Origin of the sequence: Amycolatopsis sp. NBRC 101858, assembly GCF_030269325.1 — a bacterium.
GTDB classification, from domain to species: Bacteria; Actinomycetota; Actinomycetes; order Mycobacteriales; family Pseudonocardiaceae; genus Amycolatopsis; species Amycolatopsis ponsaeliensis.
Genome location: NZ_BSTD01000006.1, coordinates 533,596 through 554,137 on the forward strand (window position 1 = coordinate 533,596; position 20,542 = coordinate 554,137).

Annotated in this window: 15 protein-coding genes; 6 read left to right on the forward strand and 9 right to left on the reverse strand. The window is 72.5% G+C overall.

Translation table 11 applies throughout. The features are described from left to right. Nucleotides 1-118: 118 nt before the first annotated feature. From QSK39_RS41650 to QSK39_RS41660, 3 genes are all read right to left on the reverse strand, one after another. Nucleotides 119-1,279: an SWIM zinc finger family protein gene (locus tag QSK39_RS41650; protein ID WP_285483313.1), complete on the reverse strand. Its 1,161-nt coding sequence runs from the start codon at nt 1,277-1,279 to the stop codon at nt 119-121. After that, on the reverse strand, nt 1,279-4,380 hold the full coding sequence (locus QSK39_RS41655) for an SNF2-related protein (protein WP_285483314.1): 3,102 nt from the start codon (nt 4,378-4,380) through the stop codon (nt 1,279-1,281). Before QSK39_RS41655 ends, QSK39_RS41650 begins: the two co-directional genes overlap by 1 nt. A 94-nt stretch (nt 4,381-4,474) precedes the next feature. Further along, entirely contained in the window at nt 4,475-6,526 is a 2,052-nt protein-coding gene (locus QSK39_RS41660; RefSeq protein ID WP_285483315.1) for an acyl-CoA dehydrogenase family protein, read from the reverse strand. Nucleotides 6,527-6,667: 141 nt separating this feature from the next. Here QSK39_RS41660 and kstR point away from each other — a divergent pair, with 141 nt between their 5' ends. Continuing rightward, nucleotides 6,668-7,306 (forward strand): cholesterol catabolism transcriptional regulator KstR, encoded by a 639-nt coding sequence (gene kstR / locus QSK39_RS41665; RefSeq protein ID WP_284741219.1) that lies wholly within the window; start codon nt 6,668-6,670, stop codon nt 7,304-7,306. Continuing rightward, nucleotides 7,303-7,995: a maleylpyruvate isomerase family mycothiol-dependent enzyme gene (locus QSK39_RS41670; protein ID WP_285483316.1), complete on the forward strand. Its 693-nt coding sequence runs from the start codon at nt 7,303-7,305 to the stop codon at nt 7,993-7,995. Before kstR ends, QSK39_RS41670 begins: the two co-directional genes overlap by 4 nt. Here the strand turns inward: QSK39_RS41670 and QSK39_RS41675 are convergent. Beyond that, complete coding sequence (locus QSK39_RS41675) at nt 7,949-8,779, reverse strand: LLM class F420-dependent oxidoreductase (RefSeq protein ID WP_285483317.1); 831 nt, start codon at nt 8,777-8,779, stop codon at nt 7,949-7,951. The two genes, QSK39_RS41670 and QSK39_RS41675, sit on opposite strands and share 47 nt — an antisense overlap. A gap of 76 nt (nt 8,780-8,855) precedes the next feature. On the opposite strand from QSK39_RS41675, the gene QSK39_RS41680 reads away from it, so the two are divergent. Continuing rightward, entirely contained in the window at nt 8,856-9,539 is a 684-nt protein-coding gene (locus QSK39_RS41680) for a class I SAM-dependent methyltransferase (protein WP_285483318.1), read from the forward strand. Here QSK39_RS41680 and icmF read toward each other — a convergent pair. Continuing rightward, nucleotides 9,536-12,769, reverse strand: a complete 3,234-nt coding sequence (icmF, locus tag QSK39_RS41685; protein ID WP_285483319.1) for a fused isobutyryl-CoA mutase/GTPase IcmF — start codon at nt 12,767-12,769, stop codon at nt 9,536-9,538. The two genes, QSK39_RS41680 and icmF, sit on opposite strands and share 4 nt — an antisense overlap. 138 nt (nt 12,770-12,907) lie before the next feature. On the opposite strand from icmF, the gene QSK39_RS41690 reads away from it, so the two are divergent. From QSK39_RS41690 to QSK39_RS41700, 3 genes are read left to right on the forward strand one after another with little or no spacing between them, the layout of a single operon-like run. Continuing rightward, on the forward strand, nt 12,908-13,237 hold the full coding sequence (locus QSK39_RS41690) for an ArsR/SmtB family transcription factor (protein ID WP_285483320.1): 330 nt from the start codon (nt 12,908-12,910) through the stop codon (nt 13,235-13,237). Beyond that, nucleotides 13,230-13,661 (forward strand): SRPBCC family protein, encoded by a 432-nt coding sequence (locus QSK39_RS41695; RefSeq protein ID WP_285483321.1) that lies wholly within the window; start codon nt 13,230-13,232, stop codon nt 13,659-13,661. Before QSK39_RS41690 ends, QSK39_RS41695 begins: the two co-directional genes overlap by 8 nt. Beyond that, entirely contained in the window at nt 13,658-14,308 is a 651-nt protein-coding gene (locus QSK39_RS41700; RefSeq protein ID WP_285483322.1) for a DUF899 domain-containing protein, read from the forward strand. Before QSK39_RS41695 ends, QSK39_RS41700 begins: the two co-directional genes overlap by 4 nt. Before the next feature lie 139 nt (nt 14,309-14,447). Here the strand turns inward: QSK39_RS41700 and QSK39_RS41705 are convergent, their stop codons facing one another. The 4 genes from QSK39_RS41705 to QSK39_RS41720 are packed head-to-tail and all read right to left on the reverse strand — an operon-like array spanning nt 14,448 to nt 20,289. Further along, entirely contained in the window at nt 14,448-15,011 is a 564-nt protein-coding gene (locus tag QSK39_RS41705; protein ID WP_284741211.1) for a GTP-binding protein, read from the reverse strand. A 28-nt stretch (nt 15,012-15,039) separates the two neighbouring features. Then, nucleotides 15,040-15,756, reverse strand: a complete 717-nt coding sequence (locus tag QSK39_RS41710; RefSeq protein ID WP_284741210.1) for a DUF742 domain-containing protein — start codon at nt 15,754-15,756, stop codon at nt 15,040-15,042. Between the two features lie 7 nt (nt 15,757-15,763). Continuing rightward, nucleotides 15,764-16,216 (reverse strand): roadblock/LC7 domain-containing protein, encoded by a 453-nt coding sequence (locus tag QSK39_RS41715; protein ID WP_284741209.1) that lies wholly within the window; start codon nt 16,214-16,216, stop codon nt 15,764-15,766. Beyond that, nucleotides 16,213-20,289: a sensor histidine kinase gene (locus tag QSK39_RS41720; protein WP_285483632.1), complete on the reverse strand. Its 4,077-nt coding sequence runs from the start codon at nt 20,287-20,289 to the stop codon at nt 16,213-16,215. Before QSK39_RS41720 ends, QSK39_RS41715 begins: the two co-directional genes overlap by 4 nt. Nucleotides 20,290-20,542 lie beyond the last annotated feature (253 nt).

Genomic DNA, 20,542 nt, shown 5'->3' on the forward strand with positions numbered 1-20,542 from the left:
CGCCGGGCCGGGGTCAAAACCACGCCGCCGGACCAGCCGCAGCCGCCAAGCCCCACCGGGGCTGCCGGGCCGCCGGGCCGCCGGGCCGCCGGGCCGCCGGGTCGCCGGGTCGCCGAGGTCAGTAGGCCAGGTCCACCGGGCTTGCCGAGGGTGGGCCGTCCATGCGCCACTCCGGGCCCACGCGGATGAACCGGTACCAGCGGGCGTCGCGGCCGTAGCGCAGCTGCAAGTCTCCCTGGGTCAGGCGGTTGCGCCACGCCTTGGGTGTTCCCGGCAACCCCGCGTCGGCCACGACTGCCAGCGCCTCCGCCAGGGGGCCTGGCCCCGGCTGCCACGTCTCGCGGACGATCGCCAAGCCGTCGCGGCCGGCTTCGCGCCAGGCCTCGGCCCAGTGGACCAAGTCCCGCAGGGGCACCCCGGCCGCGGTGGCCAACGCCATGAACTCCGAGCCGGACCGGCTCGCGGCCCGGCGTGCGAGGTCTTCTTCGAACGTCAGCTCCGCCGCCGTCGCGCCGGCCGTCAGCAGGTCGCGCGCGAGCGAGGCGGCGTCCGCTGCCAAGCCGGACAGTGCGTCCGCCGTCCAGCCGGTGCTCGGGGGCGGGTCGAGGTCCAGGGTCGCCGGTGGTCCGGCCATCCGCGGTGGCGGCGGCAGGGCCGGGATCGCGCCCAGCTGACGGGCGTAGGCCGCGCGCGGCGTCAGTCCTTCGTCCACGCGCTTCGGCAGCTTCGGTTTCTCGCCGCGTGCCGGGGCCCGGCGGGAGCGCAGCTCGGCCAGGACGTCCGTCCGCGGGCGTCCGCGCAGCAGGAACAGCGTGAACGGGTCGCGGTCCACCTCGTCGGCGACCAGGTAGTACACCGCCGCGACGTGCTTGCACGGGTTCGCCGAGTCCGGGCACGAGCACCGCGGCCGCAGGTCGCCCGGGCCGGGCAGCAGGTCGACGCCCGCCTCGCGCGCCTGCTCGGTGAGTGCGCCCGGCAGTTCGCCGTCGAGCAGCGCGGCCGCGTGCCCGAGCCGCGTGCCGACCACGCCGAGCAGCGTGTCCCACTCGCCGTCGGTGAAGGTGCGCATGGTGATGGTGACCTTGTAGGGCTGCGGCCGGCTGCCCCGCACCCGCGCTTGCACCTCCCCGGCGCCGACGTGCAGCTCGCTGACCGTGCCCTTGCGCGCGTACGTCCGCCCGCGCGGCAACCGGTTCGGGTCGAGCTTCGCGCGCTGCTCGAGCGCGTCGACCCAGGCGCGGCCCCACCACGTCCGGCCGAAGGTGCGCCTCGGCGGCATCACCCGCTCCCGAGCCGGACCAGGTCCGCGAGCTCGTCGTCGGACAGTTCGGTGATCCAGTCCTCGCCCGCGCCGACGATCGACTCGGCCAGCCCCCGCTTCTTTTCGAGCACCTGCGCGATCCGCTCTTCGAGGGTGCCCTCGGCGATCAGCCGGTGGACCTGGACCGGCCGGTCCTGGCCGATGCGGTACGCGCGGTCGGTGGCCTGGTCCTCGACGGCCGGGTTCCACCAGCGGTCGTAGTGGATCACGTGGGTGGCGCGGGTCAGGTTGAGCCCGACGCCGCCCGCCTTGAGCGACAGCAGGAACACGGGGATTTCGCCGGCCTGGAAGCGGTCGACCATGTCCTGCCGTTTCGCGGGCGAGCTTTCGCCGGAGAGCAGTTCGGTGGGCAGGCCGCGGTCCTTGAGGCGGCGCTCGAGCAGCCGGCAGAGCTGGACGTACTGGCTGAAGACGAGGACGCTCTCGCCTTCGTCGAGGATGACGTCGATGAGCTCTTCGAACGCGGCGAGCTTGCCGGACCGGCCGGTGAGCGCGCCGTGGGGTTCTTTGAGGAACTGGGCCGGGTGGTTGCAGATCTGCTTGAGCTCGGTGAGCAGCCGCAGGACCTGCCCGCGCCGTTCGATGCCCTGCTTCTCGCGGATTTCGTCCAGGTTTTCCCGCACGACGGCCTCGTAGAGCGTGGTTTGCTCGGCGGTGAGCGGGACGAACCGGTCGGTTTCGGTCTTGGGCGGCAGTTCCGGGGCGATGTCGGGGTCGGACTTGCGCCGCCGCAGCAGGAACGGCCGGACGGTGGCGGCCAGCCGTTCGGTGACGGCCTTGTCGCGGTCGCGCTCGATCGGGCGCGCCACGGTGCGGCGGAAGCGGTCGAGCGGGCCGAGCAGCCCGGGCGTGGTCCAGTCCACAATGGACCAGAGTTCGGTGAGCCGGTTTTCGACCGGGGTACCGGTGAGGGCGACCTTGGCCCGGGCGCGGATCTTGCGGAGCTCCTTGGCGGTGGCGGAGAGGGGGTTCTTGACGTGCTGCGCCTCGTCGGCGGCGACGAGGCCCCAGTCCACTTCGGACAGTGTTTCGCGGTCGCGGCGGAGGACGCCGTAGGTGGCCAGGACGACCTCGTCGGGAGCGAGGTCGTCGAGGTGACGGCTGCCGCCGTGGAACCGGCGGACGGGGATGTCCGGGGCGAAGCGGGCGAACTCGCGTTCCCAGTTGCCGAGGAGGGAGGTGGGGCAGAGCACCAGGGTGGGGCCGCCGGTTGCGGCGAGCTGGGGCTCCGCAAGCTCCGCCGGACCGGGCTGGCCACCGGCACGAGACTCGGCCGGACCGGGTTCGGCAAGCTCCGCAGCTTCGGCCGGACGAGACTGGCCATCGGGCTGGGGCTCCGCCGGACCAGGCAGGCCACCGGGCCGGGGCTCCGCAAGCTCCGCCGGACCAGACCGGTCACCGTCACGGAACTCGGCAGCACCCTCGGCCGGACTAAGTCGGTCGACCGGACCGGGCTCGGCAACCTCCGCAGCCTCAGCCGGGCCAGACCGGGCAGCGGCCTCGAGCGCCGCCCCTACCGGGAGCGCGGCCATCTGGTCCGCGATCGGCTCGCTCCCGGACCCGCGCGCGCCGGCCAGGGCTCGGCGGTGCAGGTGGAGGGCGATCAGCTGGATTGTCTTGCCCAGTCCCATGTCGTCGGCAAGGCATGCGCCCAATCCCAACCCCGTCATCGTTGCCAGCCAGGCCAACCCCGCCTGCTGGTACGGCCGCAGCGTTGCCTGCAACCCCGGCGGCGGGGCCACCGCCTCACCGGATCGGTCGCGGATGCGGGAAGCCAGGTCTCCGAGCGCCGGGGGTGCCGCGAACTCGACTCGCTCGCCGTCCAGTTCCAGCTCGCCCGTCAGCGCCGCCGCCAGGGCCTCGCCCGCGTCGAGCCTGCGGGTTCGGCCGCGGACGCGCGCCAGTAGCTGCGGATCCACCCGCACCCATTGCCCGCGCAGCCGGACCAGTGGGCGCTTCGCCTCCGCCAGCGCCGCGACCTCCGCCTCGGTCAGCTGCTCCCCTCCCAGGCTCAGCTGCCAGCGGAACTCCAGGAGGCTCTTCAGCGCGAACTCCGCCTCCGTGACGCTCGCCGGCGCCTGGGTCGCGCTCGCCTTCGCCTTCACCTCGCCCGCGAACAGCCCCTTCGACCACAGCACCTCGATGCCGGCGCCGCCGAGGTCGCGGCTGCCGTCGGTCAGCAGGTCGACGATCTCGTCGTCGGACAGCGCCAGCGAGGCCGGCGCCGGCTGCTCCAGCACCCGGCCGAGCGGCGCCCACGCCCGGGCGCCACGGCGCAGGCCGAGCAGCAGCTGCGTCTCCACCTGGTCGCCCAGGCGGCTCAGGACCGCGTCCGGCGCGTCCCACAGCGTCGACGCCTCGACCACCAGGCTCGCCTCCGCCATGCTGCGCACCGCCAGCACCCCGGCGAACGTGTCGTCGTCCAGTCCCTCGACGCGCAGCAGCACCTGGACGCCGCGGGGTTCGCGGGCCTCCAGCTCGGCCAGCCAGGCCGCGCCGTCCGGGCCGAGCAGCGCCGGTTCGCGCGCCGCGAACGCCGGGTCGCCCGCCCCGACCGGCGCCGCCGGGCTGCGCGCGAGCAGGTCGGCCGTCGCGTCCCAGAGCGCGCGGACCAGCGAGTCCGGTGAGTGCAGGCGGATGCGTTTCAGCCCGGTCAACGGCAGCGCGTACGCCTCCGGTGGCAACGCACCGGCCAGGCCGCGCAGCAGCTCTTCGTCGGCCGCGTCCAACGGCCCGATCCGCCAGGCCGCCGCCCCGGCCGGGGACACCGCCGGCCGCAACCGCCCCCGCGCGACGAGGTTCACCCCGGCGTTGACGGCAGCCGACCACGCCGCGACCGCCGGGCTCGCCTCCTCCCCCACCGCGAGCAGGCGGGGCAGCGCGCGCTCCAGCGGGACGAGCTCCGCCTCGACCTTCGTGCGCGCGAACTTCGCGCCCCTGGGCAGCACGAGCTCGATCGTGGTCCCGCCGGCCACGTCGTCGCCCCACAAGGCCAGCACGCCGTCCCGCGGGGGATCCGCGGGAAGGTAGGTGGCCTGGGTGTCTGCGCTGAACTCCACGACGGCAACGCTAGAACACGCCACCGACAGTTTCGGCCCGGGCGGCGCGAACGGTCCTTTCGCACCGTCTCGTCGAGCAACCGAGCCAGGAAAACTAGCGTGGCAGACCGAGCAGCCGTTCCGCGGTCAGGGACCGCAGCACCTGCGTGGTGCCGCCCGCGATGGACAGGCAGCGCGTCAGCAGGAACTCGTGCTGCGCCGGACTCCCCGCGACCAGCGCCCCCGCACCGGCCAGCTCCAACGCGAACTCCGCGACGTCCTGCCGGTGCTGCACCCCGAGCAGCTTCCGCACACTCGACTCCGCACCCGGGTCCTGACCTTCCAGCCGCCGGAGCGCCGCCCGCAGGTCCAGCACGGACCCCGCCACGCCGAAGGCCACCAGCGAGCCGAGCCGGTCCAAAGCCACCTCATCGAGTGACGAAGCGTCCACTGTGGACACCAACGACTGCACGCTCTCCCCCACCGCGGACCCGCTCCCCAGCGCCACCCGCTCGTTGGCCAGCGTCGTGCGCGCCAGCCGCCAGCCACCGCCGGGCGTGCCGACGACGTCGGCGTCCGGGACGAACACGTCGTCCAGGAACACCTCGTTGAACACCGCCTCGCCGGTGATCTCCCGCAGCGGCCGCGTCGTGATGCCCTCGGCACGCATGTCCACCAGGAAGTACGTGATCCCCTTGTGCTTGGGCACGTCCGGATCCGTGCGCGCCAGGCAGATCCCCCAGTCGGCTTCTCGCGCCAGCGACGTCCACACCTTCTGCCCGGTCAGCCGCCAGCCGCCGTCGACGCGCCGCGCGGCCGTCCGCAGCGCCGCCAGGTCGGACCCCGCGCCCGGTTCGCTGAACAGCTGGCACCACGTCAGCTCACCCCGCAAGGTGGGCCGGGCGAACCGCGCGCGCTGCTCGTCGCTGCCGTGCTCGAGGATCGTCGGCACCGCCCACGCCCCGATCACCAGGTCCGGACGGCGCACGCCGGCCGCCGCCAGAGCGCCGTCGATCCGCAGCTGCGAAGCCGCGTCGGCGCCGCGACCGTAGGGCGCGGGCCAGTGCGGGGTCAGCAACCCGGCGTCGGCCAGCGCGACCCGCTGCGAAGAAGCCGGCAACGCGGCGATCCGCGCCACCTCCTCGCCCAGCGCGGGATCCTCTCCGACGTCGACGCCCAGCGTCCGCTCGGTCCCGGCGAGAGCCAGCGAAGCCGCTTCACGTCGCCACGGCCCCGAACCGCCGAGCCACTGCCGCAACGCCACGGCCCGCCGCAGGTAGAGGTGCGCGTCGTGCTCCCAGGTGAACCCGATGCCGCCGAGCACCTGGATGCAGTCCTTCGCGTTGGCGACGGCGGCGTCGAGGGCGACGACGGCCGCGCTCGCCACCGACAGCGGGTGCTGCCCGGAAGCCGCGTCCCACGCCAGCGCTTCGGCCGCTTCGGCGCGGCACAGCATCTCCGCGCACAGGTGCTTGATCGCCTGGAATCCGCCGATGGGCTTGCCGAACTGCTCCCGGACCTTGGCGTAGTCGACGGCGATGGTCAGGCAGCGACGCGCCACCCCCGCCGCCTCGGCCGCGGCCAGCGTCGCCGCCGACGGCTCGACCGGCGGCAGGGTCAGGACCTCGGCCCCGGCGCCGGAGAACCGGACGCGCGCGAGCGGGCGCGAGAAGTCGAACGGCTCCAGCGGCTCCACGGTCAGCCCGGGTGTCCCCGGCGCGAGCAGCACGTGGCCGCCGTCGACCGGCACCACCAGCCAGGACTCGGGCGTGGCTCCCGGCACCGGCCCGGAGACGCCGTCGACGAGCGGGTCCAGCAGCACCGCGACCGTGGCCTCCCCTTCCGCGACGGCCGCGAGCAGCTCCTTCGCCGATGGGATCTCCGCGAGCAGCAGGCCCGCCAAAGCCGTGCCGAGCACCGGACCGGGAACGAGTTCTTCGGCCGCCGCGGCCAGCCCGGCGGCCAGATCGGCGACACCGCCGTCGGCGCCGCCGACGGCCGCGGGCAACGCGACGCCGAACAAGCCCAGGTCGGCGAAGCCCGCGGGAACCCCGGCGGCCGGACCGGTTTCCGCCGCTCGCACCGCCTCTCGTGGGGGGTGCGCGGCGGACCAGGCGTGGATCGCCTCGGCCAGCGCGGCCTGTTCCTCGGTGAGCGCGACCGGCATGGGCCCTCCTCGCGGGTACGGAACACTACTCGCGAGTGTAGAACGTGTTACAGTTTTTCGGCCAGTGGGTCAATTGTTGAACGTTTCGCCAGGACAGGTACTCTACGTCGTGAACTGGAACAAGTTCCGAAGGACGGGGGAATGCCGATGCCCGGCAAGGCCAAGGCGCCGGCGAAGGCACGCGGGAACGGCCTGAGCGCGATCGGCGCCGACGAACTCGGCTCGGCCGCCCAGCGCGACCGCCGCCGCCGGATCATCGACGCCACCCTCGCGCTGGCCTCCAAAGGCGGCTACGACGCCGTGCAGATGCGGGCCGTCGCCGAGAAGGCCGACGTCGCCCTTGGCACGCTGTACCGGTACTTCCCGTCCAAGATCCACCTGCTCGTCTCCGGTCTCGCCCGCGAGTTCGAACGCGCCCAGGAGAAGCTGGAACGCCAGGCCATCCCCGGCGACACGCCCGCCGAGCGGCTGATGTTCGTGCTCGGCCGCAACACCCGCCTGATGCAGCGCGACCCGCACCTGACCGAGGCGATGGTCCGCGCGTTCATGTTCGCCGACACCTCCGCCGCCGCCGAGGTCGAGCAGGTCGGGCGGCTGATGGAGAACATGTTCGCCCAGGCGATGGGGATCGACGACCCGGCCGAGGCCGACCGCGACATCTTCCACGTGGTCGCGGACGTCTGGATGGCGAACCTGGTGGCCTGGGTGACCCGCCGCGCGTCGGCGGCCGACGTCGCCAACCGCCTCGAGCTGTCGGTGCACCTGCTGCTGGACAAGTGATCCCGGCGGCCGCGGTCGCCGAGGCGCACAGCCGGCTGCACCGTGCGCTCGAACCGCTGACCGACGAGCAGGTGCGCGAGCCGTCGCCGTTGCCCGACTGGACGCGCGGGCACGTGCTGGCCCACGTCACCGACGCCGGGCGCGCGCTCGCCGACCTGGTCGAGAACGCCCTGCGCGGCGTGCTCGTGCCGCTCTACGACCCCCGGACGCACGACCGGGACGGCATCATCGAGGCGACCGCGGGCCGCCCCGCCGAGGAACACCGGCGGGACCTGCTGCGCCACTCCGTCCGCCTGGAAGACGCGTGGGCGCGCGTCACGGACTGGGACCAGCACGTCGACTACCGCGACGGCAAGCTCTCCAGCACGGTCTTCGCGCGCTGGCGCGAGGTCTGGATCCACGCCGTCGACCTCGACGTCGGCATCGGCCTCGCCGACTGGCCCGACGACTTCTGCGGCCACGCCGTGGACTTCCTCGCCGGTCGCCTGCCGGACGGCGTGACGGCCCGCGCCGGGGACCGCCGCTGGGGCGCCGGCGCCGCCGAAGTCACCGGGTCCGTGCGCGACCTCGCCGCGTGGCTGTCCGGGCGGGCCGCCGGCACCGGCCTGGCCGGCGACCTCCCGGAGCTGGGACCGTGGCCCGTCAGCGGTGCGCGGCGACCACCTCGGCCAGCTCGTCCAGCGCCTTGAGCGTCTCGGCCTCCGGCAGCGTCTCCAGCAGGAACGTGTAGCGCTCGACGCCCGCCTCGCGGAAGCCGTCGATCACCTTGGCCTTCGGGTCACCGCCGAAGACGGCGAACTCGATGTCCGGGCGTCCCTGGTCGGCGAGCCAGCCGCGGACGCGCCTGGCCTCGTCGAAGTGCGTGTGGCCACGCAGCAGCCAGCCGTCCCCGTAGCGAACGAGGCGGTTCAGCGCCGCCTCGCTCTCGCCGCCGATGTAGATCGGCGGGTGCGGCTTGCGCACCGGCTTCGGCCAGACGTAGATCGGGTCGAAGTCGACGTGCTTGCCGTGGAACTCGGCCTCGTCCTTCGTCCAGATCTCCTTGAGCGCGGCCAGCTGCTCGTCGATCAGCGCGCCGCGGGTCTTCGGGTCGGTGCCGTGGTTGCGCATCTCCTCGCGGTTCCACCCGACGCCGACGCCGAACAGCGCGCGCCCGTCGGAGACCAGGTCGAGGGAGGCGACCTCCTTCGCGGTGTGGATCAGGTCGCGCTGGATCAGCAGCGCGATGCCGGTGCCGAGCAGCAGCTCCGACGTCGCGGTCGCCGCCGCGGTGAGCGCCACGAACGGGTCGAGCGTGCGCTTGTACTTCTCCGGCAGGTCGCCCCCGCCCGGGTACGGGCTTTCCCGGTTGACGGGGATGTGCGAGTGCTCGGCCAGGAACAGCGAGTCGAAGCCGCGCTCCTCGAGCGCCGCACCCAGCACGTCCGGCCGGATGCCTTCGTCGGTCACGAACGTCGAGATCCCGAATTTCATACTCAACGACTACCACCAGGTTGACAGGCGGTGCAGGATGGAGTCATCTCATCATCCGTTGAATAAGGGGGTAGTCATGGACGTACAGGACATCGACTTCGAAGAGCTCTACCAGGGCGCCACCCCGATGGGCCGGAAGATGCCGTGGGACATCGGCGCGCCGCAGCCGGCGGTCGTCGCGCTGGCCGACGGCGGCGAGTTCACCGGCGAGGTGCTCGACATCGGCTGCGGTCTCGGCGACAACTCGGCGTTCCTGGCCTCGCGCGGCCTGCACGTCACCGGCCTGGACGGCGCGCCCTCGGCGATCGAGCTGGCCCGCGCCCGCACCCCGGACGTCACCTTCGCCGTCGCCGACGCGACCAAGCTCGAAGGCTACGAAGGCCGCTTCGACACGGTCCTCGACAGCGCGCTCTACCACTGCCTGTCCGAGGACGAACGGCGCCAGTACCTCGCCGCCCTGACGCGCGCGACGCGGCCGGGTGCGCGGCTGCACCTGTTCGCGTTCTCCCCGGCGGTCCCGGACACCTTCCCGGCGCCGTACCTGATCAGCGAAGCCAACCTGCGCGAGACGGTCGGCAAGGACTGGACGATCGAGCAGCTCGAACCGACCGTCTACACGACGTCGATGACCCCGGACGAGCTGCGGCAGAGCGTCCGGGTCGTGCTGGACACGGATGCGGCGGGCCTGTCCGCGATGGACACCGACGAGGACGGCCGCGTGCTCGTCCCCGTCTGGCAGCTCAAGGCCGTCCGCCGCTAGACGTTGCGGCGGTACTGCCCGCCGACCTCGAAGAACGCCTCCGTGATCTGGCCCAGCGAGCACACCCGCGCGGCATCCATCAGCACTCCGAACAGGTTGCCGCCGCGGGTGGCCGCTTCGCGCAGCGTCTTCAGCGCCTGCTGGGCCTCTTCGTGGTGGCGGTGCTGGAAGTCCGCGAGCCGGTCCAGCTGGGACTTCTTCTCGTCCTCCGTCGCGCGGGCGAGCTCGACCTCGACGTCGTCCTCGCCCGCGCGCGGGTTGCGGAACGTGTTGACGCCGATGATCGGCAGCGAGCCGTCGTGCTTCTTGCGCTCGTACAGGATCGACTCGTCCTGGATCTTGCCGCGCTGGTAGCCCGTCTCCATCGCGCCGAGCACGCCGCCGCGCTCGGAGATCCGGTCGAACTCGGTCAGCACGGCCTCCTCGACGAGGTCGGTCAGCTCGTCGATGACGAACGAACCCTGCAGCGGGTTCTCGTTCTTCGACAGGCCCCACTCCTTGTTGATGATCATCTGGATGGCCATCGCGCGGCGCACCGACGCCTCCGACGGCGTGGTGACCGCCTCGTCGAACGCGTTGGTGTGCAAGGAGTTCGCATTGTCGTAGAGCGCGCAGAGCGCCTGCAGCGTGGTGCGGATGTCGTTGAAGCTCATCTCCTGCGCGTGCAGCGACCGCCCGGACGTCTGCACGTGGTACTTGAGCTTCTGCGACCGCTCGTTCGCGCCGTAGCGCTCGCGCATCGCGACCGCCCAGATCCGCCGCGCCACCCGGCCGAGCACCGAGTACTCCGCGTCCATGCCGTTGGAGAAGAAGAACGACAGGTTCGGCGCGAAGTCGTCGATGTCCATGCCACGCGCGAGGTACGACTCGACGTAGGTGAAGCCGTTCGACAGCGTGAAGGCCAGCTGCGAGATCGGGTTCGCCCCGGCCTCGGCGATGTGGTAGCCGGAGATGGACACCGAGTAGAAGTTGCGGACGCCGTGCTCGATGAACCACTCCTGGATGTCGGCCATCATCCGGAGGCTGAACTCGGTGGAGAAGATGCAGGTGTTCTGGCCCTGGTCCTCCTTGAGGATGTCGGCCTGGACGGTCCCGCGCACGTTCTTCAGCGCCCACTCGCGCAGCTCGGCGGCCTCGGCTTCGGACGGCTCACGGCCGTGCTCCGCCGTGAACTCCGTGACCTTCTGGTCGATCGCGGTGTTGAGGAAGAAGGCCAGGATCGTCGGCGCCGGGCCGTTGATCGTCATCGACACCGACGTGTTCGGCGCGGTCAGGTCGAAGCCGTCGTAGAGGACCTTCATGTCCTCGAGCGAGGCGATGGACACGCCCGACGTGCCGACCTTGCCGTAGATGTCGGGGCGGGTGTGCGGGTCGTGACCGTAAAGCGTCACCGAGTCGAAGGCGGTCGAAAGGCGCTTCGCCTCCGAGTCGGCCGACAGCATCTTGAAACGGCGGTTGGTGCGGAACGCGTCACCCTCGCCGGCGAACATCCGGGCCGGGTCCTCGCCGTCGCGCTTGAACGGGAAGACGCCCGCGGTGTACGGGAAGTAACCGGGCAGGTTCTCGCGGCGCAGGAACGACAGCAGCTCGCCGGACTCGGCGTAGCGCGGCAGGGCGACGCGCGGGATCCGGTTGCCGGACAGCGTGTCGCGCCACAACTGCGTGCGCAGCTCCTTGTCGCGGATCTTGACGACCAGCTCGTCCTGGCGGTACTCCTCCGACAGCGCCTGGAAGCGCTCGAGGAGCTTTGTCGACTCGCCGTCCACATCGGACTCCGCGGTGGCGAGCAGCCCGTCCAGCGCGTCGGTCGACGCGTCCACCTTGGACAGTTCACCCTTGGCCAGTGCCAGGGCCTCGCGCTTGCGGACCGCGACGACCTGCTGCTCGGTCTTCGCGTGGTACCCGCGCACGGTGTCGGAGATCTCCGCGAGGTAGCGGGCCCGGTTGCCCGGGATGATCGTCGACGCGTCCGTCGAAACCTTGCCTTCGACCTGGGGCAGCGTGCCGGCCGAGACGGTCAGCCCGCGCTCGGCGAGCAGGCCGCGCAGGTGCTGGTACAGCGCGGTGACGCCGTCGTCGTTGAACTTCGCCGCGCTCGTGCCGTACACCGGCATGTCCTCGGGGCCGGACTCGAAGGCCTCGCGGTTGCGCACCAACTGCCGCGCGACGTCCCGGCGGGCGTCCTCGGCGCCGCGGCGCTCGAACTTGTTGATCGCGACGACGTCGGCGAAGTCGAGCATGTCGATCTTTTCCAGCTGCGACGCGGCGCCGAACTCCGGCGTCATCACGTACAGCGAGTCGTCCACGAAGTCGACGATGCCCGCGTCGCCCTGGCCGATGCCCGGCGTCTCGACGATCACCAGGTCGTACCCGGCGGCCTTGCACGCCAGGATCGCCTCACTCAGGCCGGCCGGGATCTCGCCGGACGTCGTGCGCGTCGCGAGCGAGCGGAAGTACACCGGCGAGCCGTCCAGGCAGTTCATCCGGATGCGGTCGCCGAGCAGCGCGCCGCCGCCCTTGCGCCGCGACGGGTCGACGGCGAGGACCGCGATCCGCAGCTTGTCCTCCTGGTCGAGGCGGAAGCGCCGGATCAGCTCGTCGGTGAGCGACGACTTGCCCGAGCCGCCGGTGCCGGTGATGCCGAGCACCGGCACCTCCCGCTTGCCCGCGGCGTCGGTGAGGCCGCTCAGCAGCTCGTCAGGCAGCTTCTCCGCCTGCAGCTGGGTGATGACGCGCGAGAGCGAGGCGACGTCGCCGGAGAGCACCTTGTCCAGCGCCGGGGCCTCGGCCGCGAGGTCGACGTCGCAGGCCTCGATCATCGAGTTGATCATGCCCGGCAGGCCCATCTCGTAGCCGTCCTCGGGCGAGAAGATGCGGGCGACGCCGCGCGAGTGCAGCAGGTCGATCTCTTCGCGCACGATCACCCCGCCCCCGCCGCCGAAGACCTTGATGTGGCCGGCGCCGCGCTCGCGCAGCAGCTCGACCAGGTAGGAGAAGTACTCGACGTGCCCGCCCTGGTAAGCCGAGATGGCGACACCCTGGACGTCCTCGGCGATGGCCGCGGTGGCGACCTCGTCGACCGACCGGTTGTGGCCGAGGTGCACGACCTCCGCGCCCTGCGACTGCAGGATCCGCCGCATGATGTTGATCGACGCGTCGTGACCGTCGAAGAGGCTCGACGCCGTCACGAACCGGACGGGGTGCACGGGGCGGTACAGCTCACGGCTCATCCCTCCAAAATACTTTGACTTCCTACTATTGGAAACCCGAAGACCGGTGACGCGGATCTCAGGGGCACCCCAGGAGAACTTGACAGCGACCAGCTCGGCGCTATGGTTAACATATTCGTTAATTAACAAGGTGCTGAAATGACGACTGACCAGTTGAGCCGGACGTTCTCGGCGCTCGCCGACCCGACCCGGCGTGCCATCCTCGCCCGGCTGTCGGCGGGCGAAGCGACGGTGAACGAGCTCGCCGAGCCGTTCACGATGAGCCTGCCCGCGATCTCACGGCACCTGAAGGTGCTGGAACAGGCCGGGCTGATCACGCGTGGCCGCACGCGGCAGTGGCGCCCCTGCCGGCTGGAGGCGAAACCCTTGGAAGACGTCGCCGACTGGGTCGCGACGTACCGGCAGTTCTGGGACGGCGGGTTCGACCGCCTCGAGGAGCACCTGAGGAGCCTGACCGGCGATGCCTGACCTGGAGATCACGCGCGTCTTCGACGCCCCGCGCGAGCTCGTGTTCGCCGCCTGGACGCAGCCGGACCACCTGGCGAGCTGGTTCGGTCCGCACGGCTTCACCTGCTCCGCCGTCACCGTCGACCCGCGGCCCGGCGGCCGCTGGCGAGCCTGCATCCGCTCTCCGGAAGGCGAGGACCACTGGATGCACGGCGTCTACCGCGAGGTCAGCGCCCCCGAGCGGCTGGTGTTCACCTTCGCGTGGGAAGCCCAGGGGCTGGAGACGCTCGTGACGATCGGCTTCGCCGGCCTCGACGGCAAGACCGAGATGACCTTCAGCCAGACCGGCTTCCCGTCCGCCGCCGAGCGCGACGGCCACCACGACGGCTGGACCTCCGGTTTCGACGACCTGACCGGCTACATCCGAGGAAAGGACGACCGATGACCGCCACCACGCCCCAGATCGTCTCGCCGGAGGAATGGCAGGCCGCGCGCGACGCGCTGCTGGCGAAGGAGAAGGAGCACATGAAGGCGGCCGACCGCCTCGCCGCCGAGCGCCGCCGGCTGCCGATGGTCCGGTTCGACGCGAAGTACCCGTTCGAAAGCGCGGACGGGCCGGTCAGCCTGCTCGACCTGTTCGAGGGCCGCCGCCAGCTGATCGTCTACCACTTCATGCTGCACCCGGGCGACGAGGCGGGCTGCCCCGGCTGTTCCCTGCTCGTCGACAACATGCCGCACCTGGCCCACCTGCACGCCCGCGACGTCACGCTCAAGGTCGTCGCGCCGGCGACCCTGGCGGAGATCGAGCGGTACAAGGCCCGGATGGGCTGGGACGTGCCGTGGGTGTCCGCGCACGGCACCGGGTTCACCGAGGACTGCGGCGTCGGCATGGGGTTCGGCGTGAGCGTGTTCCTGCGCGACGGCGACGACGTCTTCCGGACGTACTTCACCAGCGGCCGCGGCGGCGAGATGTTCCTGGCGTCCCACCGCTACCTCGACGTCACGCCGCTCGGGCGTCAGGAGGCGTGGGAAGAGGACAGCCACGGCGACGACGCGCCGAGCTCGTGGTGGCGCCGCCACGACGAGTACTGAGGCTCCCTGGCGTACCGGCCGGCGATCCCGCGCTTCCCCGCGCGCGATCGATCGGCTCGGTGCGTGCCCGGCGAGCCTGGCTCCGGGCGCTCTGAGGCGCGGCTGGTGCCTGGGCGGCACCACCCGCTCCCGGGGGCCGTCAGCGGTTCTTGGCCGCCCGCAGGGCGATCCACTGGCGCATGGCGTACTCGACCAGCGTGATCAGCGTCTGCTTCGTCGACTCGCGGTCCCGGGCGTCGCAGCGGACGATCGGGATGTTCGGGTCGATCGACAGGGCCTCGCGCACGTCGTTGATGTCGTGCTCCAGCACGCCGTCGAACGTGTTGACGCCGACGATGTACGGCAGGCCCCGGTCTTCGAAGAAGTCGATCGGGGCGAACGAGTCGGCCAGCCGGCGGGTGTCCGCCAGCACGACCGCGCCGATCGCGCCGCGGACCAGGTCGTCCCACATGAACCAGAACCGCTGCTGCCCGGGCGTGCCGAACAGGTACAGGATGAGGTCCGCGTCCAGCGACACCCGGCCGAAGTCCATCGCGACCGTGGTCGTGGACTTGCCCGGCGTGTGGTCGAGGTTGTCGACCCCGACGCTCGCGTCGGTCATCATCGCCTCGGTGGTGAGCGGCACGATCTCCGACACCGACCCGACGAAGGTCGTCTTCCCCGCACCGAAACCGCCAGCCACCACGATCTTGGCGGATGTCATGGTCGGGGGCGCGGTGTCCCGCGGTGCCTTAAAGCCGACGGAGTCCACTCAAAACCCTTTCCATCAACACCAGATGTGCCTCGGCGCCGTCATTGCCCGTTATCGTCTTGTGCACCGTGACCAGCCCCGCGTCCGCCGCGTCGCTGATCAGCACCCGGGCCACGCCCAAAGGCACCCGCAAGGCCGACACCAGCTCGGCGACCGAACGGGGGGTCCGGCACTCTTCCATGATCGAGATGCACTCGATCTGCTCCGCGGCCACCTCGGGGAAGCCACCCGTGGCAGCGTAGTCCTTCGCGGAGACCAGTGTCTCCAGCTCCAGGGCGTAGTTTGCCCGAGTGCGGCCGCCGGTCAAAGCGTAGGGCCGGACGATCGCCGTCTGATCCTCGGGCGCGAGCGGCTGTTCGAACACCGCGGGCATGACGAACTCGCCGCTGGGCGGGCCCGGGTCGAACAAACCGCCTGGTCTGGGGCTGTCCCCGTCGGTACTGCCGGGGGGCGAGACTAAAGAGGTCATTCGATCTCCTTGGTCGGCCGACGGCGCGGGCGCCGGCGGTTCCGCGGCCGCGTGCGCACCGGCGGCCGGGGGTGGCGGGGACTCCTTGCTCTTCTTGCGCTTCCGGCGGGCACGGCCGGAATCCAGGGTGAACCCGTTGAGGACGTCGGCGAACGTGCCGTCGTCCCCTCTCCCGGGGGGCCGCTGCCCCTCGGGTGGTTCGCCGCCGAATCCGGACCCCGTGCTCATCGCGCCATCATCCCACCGGTTCGCCGATCAGCGACCCGCCCGATCCCTGGAGCTGGGCGCGCAGCTCCGGGGTCAGGATCTGGCCGACCCGGTCGACGAGCATCGTCATCTCGTAGGCGACCTGCCCGATGTCGCAGTTCGGGGCGGCGAGCACGGCCAGGCAGGATCCGTCGCTGATCGACATCAGCACCATGATCCCCAGCTCCATCTCGACGACGGTCTCGTTGACCGCCCCGGCCTCGAAGCACCGGGCGGCGCCCTGGGTGAGGCTGACCAGGCCCGAGGCGACCGCCGCGAGCTGGTCGGCCCGGTCGAGCGGCAGCCGGTTCGACGCGCTCAGCAGCAGCCCGTCCGCCGAGACGACCACGGCGTGGGCCACGCCGGGCACCCGCTCCGCGAAGTCGTTGATCAGCCAGCCGAACTGATTCTGCGACGGCTGTGCGCTACTCGGCGAGGTCATTCACCCTCCAGTGTCTCGTGGTTGGTCTCGGCCCGCGCGGTGCGGTGGCGTCCGCGCTCGATGCCCTGCTGGAAGCTTCGCAGGCGGCCGCGCACGTCGTGTGCGTCCCGTTGTGGTCGGGGGGCCGTGGCCCCGCTGGGCGGTCCGGCGCTGCCCGGGAGCAGCTGCTCCCCCCGACGGCGCCGGGGCAATCCTGCCGAAGTGAAGGTGGCGGGCGCCGACTGGGACACCGCTTGCACGGCCCGCCAGCCCTCATCGGTCCCGAAGTTCCATTCGGCGGTGACCTCTTCTTGGCGCGGAGCCGGTGCTTCCACCGCGGCACCACGCCGGGAGGGCAGCACGGAGGGCGGCTCAGCGGGACGACCACCGGTGCCCGGGCGCGGCTGCCGGTTCGGCAGCGGCCCGGGTTCCTGGCGAGCGGCGGGCTCGCCGGACTCCGGCTGGGGGTCGCTCTGCTGTCCGGGCTGAGCAGCAGGCGCCTGGCTCGGCAGCGCCGACCCGTTCGGCTGGAAGGCGGCCGGTTGCCCAGGCTGCGCTGTGGGTGGCTGGCCTGGTTGGGCCGATCCATCCGGCTGGAAGGCGGCCGGTTGCCCGGGCTGCGCTGCGGGTGGCTGGCCCGGTTGCGCCGAACCATCCGGCTGGAAGGAGACCGGTTGCCCAGGCTGCGCTGCAGGTGGCTGGCCCGGTTGCGCCGAACCGTCCGGCTGGAAGGCGACTGGTAGCCCGGGCTGCGCTGCGGGTGCCTGGCCCGATTGAGCCGACCCGTCCGGTTGCCCGGGCTGGAAGGCACCAGGCCGAGCAGGCGCCTGGCCCGGCTGCGCCGACCCGTCCGACTGGAAGGCGACTGGTAGCCCAGGCTGCACTGCAGGCGCCTGCGCCGAGCCATCCGGCTGGAAGGCAGCCGGTTGCCCGGGTTGCGCTACAGGCGCCGGGCCCGATTGCACCGTCCCGTCCGGCTGGAAAGCGGCCGGTCGCTGTGGGGCCTGACGGCCCGGCTGCGGCAGGCCGTTCGGCGGGACCGCGCCGGAGTGCTGCGCGGGCGCGGGACCTCGCTGGCCGCGATTCGGCAGGCCGTTCGCCTGGGGACCGGGCGACGGTCGGCGCTGGGCACCCGGCTGGAACGCCGATCCCGGCTGCTGAGCGGCCTCCGGCGAAGCATCCGCCGGGTTCTGCGCGTCAGGCGAGGTCGCCGGGGTCTGCTGCACGTCCGGCGAGGCAGCCGGGGCCTGCCCGTCCTGACCGCTCGCGGCCCGGCGGGTCTGCTGGCGGCCACGGGTCACGCCCTGCTGGAAGCTGCTCAACCGCCCGCGTACGTCCGCCGGGTCACGGACCGGCAAGGGGGCCGGGGCCGGGGCCGCGGGGATCGCCGGTGTCGAGGTCGCGCTGCCCGGCATGAGCTGCTCGCCGCGGCGGCGGCGGGGCAGGCCCGCGTCGGTGAATGCCGTCGGCTCCGCCTTCGTGACCGCCTGGACCGTGCGGAAGTCCTCGTCGCTCGCGAAGTCCCAGCTGCGCGCCTCCCCCGGCGCCGCCGGCTTCTCCGGAGCCGTCTCTTCCTCGGCGACCGGCTCCGGCTTCTCCGCGACAGGGGCGGTGGCCGTGGCCGGCTTGTCCTCGCGGAACCACGCCGACAGCATCTCGTCGAAGATCGGCGTCGTCTCGGAGCGGTCCGGGGCCGGTGTGGGGGGCGCCGGGGCCGGCTTCGCGGTCGCCTGCTGCCACCAGTCGCTCAGCGTGGTTTCGTTGGCGGAGAACAGGTCCTTGCCCGCCGGCAGGTCACCGGACCGCGGCGGGTCCGGCACCGGCAGCACCGCGGGCAGCGTCGGACGCGGCGGCGGGGCCTGGTCGTCCTTCGGCAGCGGCGCGAACAGGTCCGTCCCGGAGATCTCCAGGTCCGACGGCGGGCGGACACCGTTGGGCCGGTGGCCGTTCGTCAGCCCGGCGAGGTCGCTCGCCGACGGCCAGCGCTCCTCCCCCATCGCCGGCTGCTCCGGCACCATCGGCCGCGGCCGGGAGTTGCCGTTGACCTGGCGCCGCGGCAGCTGGTTGCCCGCCGGCGGACTCGCCAGGGGCTGCCGCGGCCCGCCGATCGGGCCGGTCAGCGGGCCGTCGGTCACCGCCGTCACCAGCTCCGCCGGGACGACGACCGTGGCGCGGACGCCGACGATGTCCTTGCCGCCGTGCAGCGACACCCCGATCCGGTGCCTGCTGGCCAGCCGGCCGACGACGAACAGGCCCATCCGGCGCGAGGTGGCCAGGTCGACCGACCCGGCCTCGGTCAGCCGGGTGTTCGCCTCGGCGACCTCGGCCTCGTTCATGCCGATGCCCTTGTCGAGGATGTCGATGTTGAGCGAACCGTCCTCGCCCAGCCGCGACGCCACGGTCACGCTGGTCTCCGGCGCGGAGAACGCCGTCGCGTTGTCCAGCAGCTCGGCGACCAGGCGCATCAGGTCGCTCGCGGCGTAGCCGACGATCCGGGCCGGGGGCGGCGGCTGGACCTGGACCCGCTGGTACTGCTCGATCTCCGACACCGCCGCGCGGAGCATGTCGGTGGTGCCGACCGGCTTGCCGGACCGGCGGCCGGGCTCGGCGCCCGAGAGCACCATCAGGTTCTCGTTGTTGCGCCGCATCCGGGTGGCGAGGTGGTCGAGCTGGAACAGCGTGGCGAGCTGGTCGGCGTCCTCCTCGTCCCGCTCCAGCTGCTCGATCAGCTGCAGCTGCCGCTGGACCAGGCTCTGGCTGCGCCGCGACAGGTTGACGAAGACGCTGCCGAAGCCGGTGCGCATCGCGGCCTGCTCGGTCGCCAGCCGCAGCGCCTGGTGGTGCACCTTGTCGAAGGCCCGCGCCACCTCGCCGACCTCGTCCTCGGTCTGCACCGGCACCGGCACGACGGCCGTGCCCTGCACCCGGCCCTCCTGGATGTTGCGGACCGCCTCGGGCAACGCGGTCTCGGCGACGTCGAGGGCGCTGCGCCGCAGTGCCTTCAGCGAACGCAGCAGCTGCCGGGTGATCAGGAAGACGACCGCGACGGCGAGCACCATCGCGGCGAACAGCAGCACCGCGAGCAGGCCGGCCCCGCTGCTGGCGTCGTCGACCAGCTGGCTCGAGGTGGCCGAAGCCGACGCGCCGAGCCGGTCGGCGACCTGGCTGATCTGCGTCCGCATCGCCGCGGCCGCGGTGGCCCAGTCGGTCGCCGACAGGGCGCGGAAGGCGTCGTCGACCGCGTTGGGCTGCGCGTTCAGCACGGACTCGACCATCCGGGCCCGGCTCTGCGCCTGCGTGCCTTCGGCGATCGCCGCGAAGTCGCGCTGCAACGTGTCGCCCGCCGCGGAGCGGAAGTCGACGAGCCGGTCGGCCAGCCGCAGCTCGGCGGCGCGCAGCGTGGCCAGCTCGCTCGGCGACAGCGCGGAGCGGGCGATGCCGTAGGAGACCAGCGCCTGGCTGACCGACACCTGCTCGCCCGCGACGAGCAGCTCGTGCAGCCCGGCGGGCGTGCCGCCGAGGGTGCCGTCGCCGGCGCCCGCGGTGGCCGCGGTGTCGAGGCCGATCAGCGAACCGGTGATCCCGGAGTAGGCGGTGACGGCCTGGGCGGGGTCGAGCTGGCCGCCGTCGACCTGGCGGCGGAGGAAGCCGAGGTTGTTGACCTGCGCGGTGGCCGCGCCGGCGGCCCCGGCCACGCCGGGCTCGACCGCGGACGCGCGGGCCTGCGCGGCGGTGAACGGCCCGACGGCGGCGTCGGCGGCCTTGCGGGCCGCGGCCAGCTCCGGCGTGCCGCCGACGGTGCCTTCGGTCAGCATCGCCGCGGTGACCGTGCGCTCCTGCTGCAGCGCGCCGGTGAGCGCGCGGGTCTGGCCGCCGAGCGTGACGAGCCGGTCGAGCCGCTGGTACTCGTCCGAGCGGCCGACCTGGCCGGCGATCGTCGTGATGCCGAGGACCAGCGCGAGCACGATGGGCACGACGGTGACGGCCGAAAGCTTGACGGGCAGGCTCCAGTCGCGCCAGCGCACGAGGGCGCGCCACGCGTCCTTTCCCTTGGACCGCCGGGGTGCTCGGCCGAGCAGCTCCCCCACGGGCACCTGACCTTCTCCTGCAACGGTCACGTGAGTGACTCCCTGTCCGGCGTCATGGATCCGCGTCGGCGGCGCGGCGTCCCGGCTCGCGGCGTGCCGCCGGACGGTCGTGCCGCCCGCGCCCTGCCGCGTCCCCGGTGCCCTCGCTCGCCCCCGGCCGCCCGGCCGACCGCGCGCCCGTCGCCGGGCAGGCACCATCCCGCCGTCCCGTGCAAGGGACTGTGCACGTGCACGGCGCAAGTTGCGATCTGCACGGTCG

What these genes read in the sequence shown, in the direction of transcription:
- QSK39_RS41650 (WP_285483313.1), bottom strand. Translation starts at nt 1,279, where the DNA reads ATGCCGCCGAGGCGCACCTTCGGCCGGACGTGGTGGGGCCGCGCCTGG.
- QSK39_RS41660 (WP_285483315.1), bottom strand. Translation starts at nt 6,526, where the DNA reads ATGCCGGTCGCGCTCACCGAGGAACAGGCCGCGCTGGCCGAGGCGATC.
- kstR (WP_284741219.1), top strand. Translation starts at nt 6,668, where the DNA reads ATGCCGATGCCCGGCAAGGCCAAGGCGCCGGCGAAGGCACGCGGGAAC.
- QSK39_RS41675 (WP_285483317.1), bottom strand. Translation starts at nt 8,779, where the DNA reads ATGAAATTCGGGATCTCGACGTTCGTGACCGACGAAGGCATCCGGCCG.
- QSK39_RS41680 (WP_285483318.1), top strand. Translation starts at nt 8,856, where the DNA reads ATGGACGTACAGGACATCGACTTCGAAGAGCTCTACCAGGGCGCCACC.
- icmF (WP_285483319.1), bottom strand. Translation starts at nt 12,769, where the DNA reads ATGAGCCGTGAGCTGTACCGCCCCGTGCACCCCGTCCGGTTCGTGACG.
- QSK39_RS41690 (WP_285483320.1), top strand. Translation starts at nt 12,908, where the DNA reads ATGACGACTGACCAGTTGAGCCGGACGTTCTCGGCGCTCGCCGACCCG.
- QSK39_RS41695 (WP_285483321.1), top strand. Translation starts at nt 13,230, where the DNA reads ATGCCTGACCTGGAGATCACGCGCGTCTTCGACGCCCCGCGCGAGCTC.
- QSK39_RS41700 (WP_285483322.1), top strand. Translation starts at nt 13,658, where the DNA reads ATGACCGCCACCACGCCCCAGATCGTCTCGCCGGAGGAATGGCAGGCC.
- QSK39_RS41705 (WP_284741211.1), bottom strand. Translation starts at nt 15,011, where the DNA reads ATGACATCCGCCAAGATCGTGGTGGCTGGCGGTTTCGGTGCGGGGAAG.
- QSK39_RS41710 (WP_284741210.1), bottom strand. Translation starts at nt 15,756, where the DNA reads ATGAGCACGGGGTCCGGATTCGGCGGCGAACCACCCGAGGGGCAGCGG.
- QSK39_RS41715 (WP_284741209.1), bottom strand. Translation starts at nt 16,216, where the DNA reads ATGACCTCGCCGAGTAGCGCACAGCCGTCGCAGAATCAGTTCGGCTGG.